The sequence below is a fragment of the Brevundimonas sp. genome (assembly GCF_018608325.1).
GTDB lineage: Bacteria > Pseudomonadota > Alphaproteobacteria > Caulobacterales > Caulobacteraceae > Brevundimonas.
The window spans coordinates 1-1,636 of the sequence record NZ_JABAZW010000036.1; the positions used below are offsets into that span (position 1 = coordinate 1).

General features: G+C 65.2%; 1 protein-coding gene. It reads left to right on the plus strand.

Annotated elements, in window-relative coordinates:
* Positions 1-1,636: TonB-dependent receptor (locus tag QZ281_RS03880; protein WP_292224944.1), on the plus strand; the 1,636-nt coding region annotated here is incomplete at both ends.

Consider the following 1,636-nt stretch of genomic DNA (forward strand, 5'->3'; position numbering starts at 1 on the left):
TCACCGGCCAGACCCAGTCGACCGTCGGCCTTTACCTGAACCGCGTGCCCCTGACCTACAGCGCGCCGGACCCGGACCTAAAGCTGATCGACATCAACCGGGTCGAGGTGGTGCGCGGCCCGCAGGGGGTGCTGTACGGCACCGGCCCCATCGGCGGAGTTCTGCGCATCGTGCCGCAGGCGCCGGACACGGAGAAACGCCTGCTGACCCTGTCGGCGGGCTATGCTGACACTCAGGGCGGCGACCCCAGCGGCGAAACCGCCCTGGCCGGCAATCTGCCGCTCTTCAAGGGGCGGGGCGCGGTGCGTCTGGTCGCCTATGAGGAAGAAACCGGCGGCTATATCGACGACGAGGCCCTGAACCTGCGCCGCGTCAACAATGGACGTCGCTCGGGCGGGCGGCTGTCCTACAGCTTCGACCTGACCCCCGAATGGAACCTGTCAGGCGGCGGCGTGGGCCAGCAGATCAAGACCGAAGACACCCACTACATCTATCGCACCGTCAACGGATCCCGACGCGAGAACCTGGTGCGCGAACCGCACGAGAACATCTTCAGCATGGGTTACGCCCGGCTGGTCGGCAACGGCGACTGGGGTCGTCTGGAAGCCACGGCCGCGCGGGTCAGCCATTCCTTCGTCAGCCGCTATGACGCCTCCAGCGGGTTGAAGTTCTTCGGCTCCAACGGCCGCATCGGCGCCCTGGACGACCACCGCGACATCGACCTGAACGTGCTGGACATCGCCTATAGTTCGCCGCGCGGTCAGCGTCTGCGCTGGCTGACCGGCCTGTTCTGGTCCGACACAGTCATCGAGAACAACGTCGATCTGACCGCCCTGTGGCCGACACAGTACGCCGTCTATGACGAACATCGCCAAGACTGGCAGAGCGAGTTCGCAGGCTTCGCCCAGGCGACCTATGACCTGACCGACGACCTGAGCCTGATCGTCGGCGGCCGCTACTATGTCGTCGATTACGAGACCGCCTCCATGGTCCGTCAGGGCAAGGACGAGCGCCCCTTCGACGGCAAGGGCCGCACATCCGGCTTCTCGCCCAAACTGGCTTTGAGCTGGCGGCCTGACGACAACTGGTCCTTCTATGGCCAGATCAGCCAGGGCCACCGCGCCGGGGGTTTCAACACCGCAGGCCCCATCAGCGAACAGTTCTCCAACGCCGTGGTCAGACCTCTGCGCGCCTATGGCGGGGACTCGCTGTGGAACTATGAGTTCGGCGCCAAGGGCGTGATGCAGGATGGCCGCATCCAGATGCGCGCGGCCCTGTTCTTCGCCGACTGGCGCAACCTGCAGAGCGACCAGTTCCTACCCAGCGGTCTGTCCTACACCGTCAATGTCGGCGACGGCGCCAACACCGGGCTGGAGATCGAGGCGAACTGGCGGCCTATCGAAAGCCTGGAGATCCGCACCAACGCCCTTCTGGCCCATCCACGGGTCACCAAATCGTACGATCTGTTCAACTCCAAGGGCAACTCAGGCCTGCCGGGCGTGCCCGCGGTATCGACCAACATCAACATCAGCTGGCGTCGCCCGATGAGCGACCGGATGGACCTGATTGCGGACGGGTCTGTCGCCTATGTCGGGCCGTCGCGCCTGACCTTCGACGCCGAGAAGCGGCACAAGAT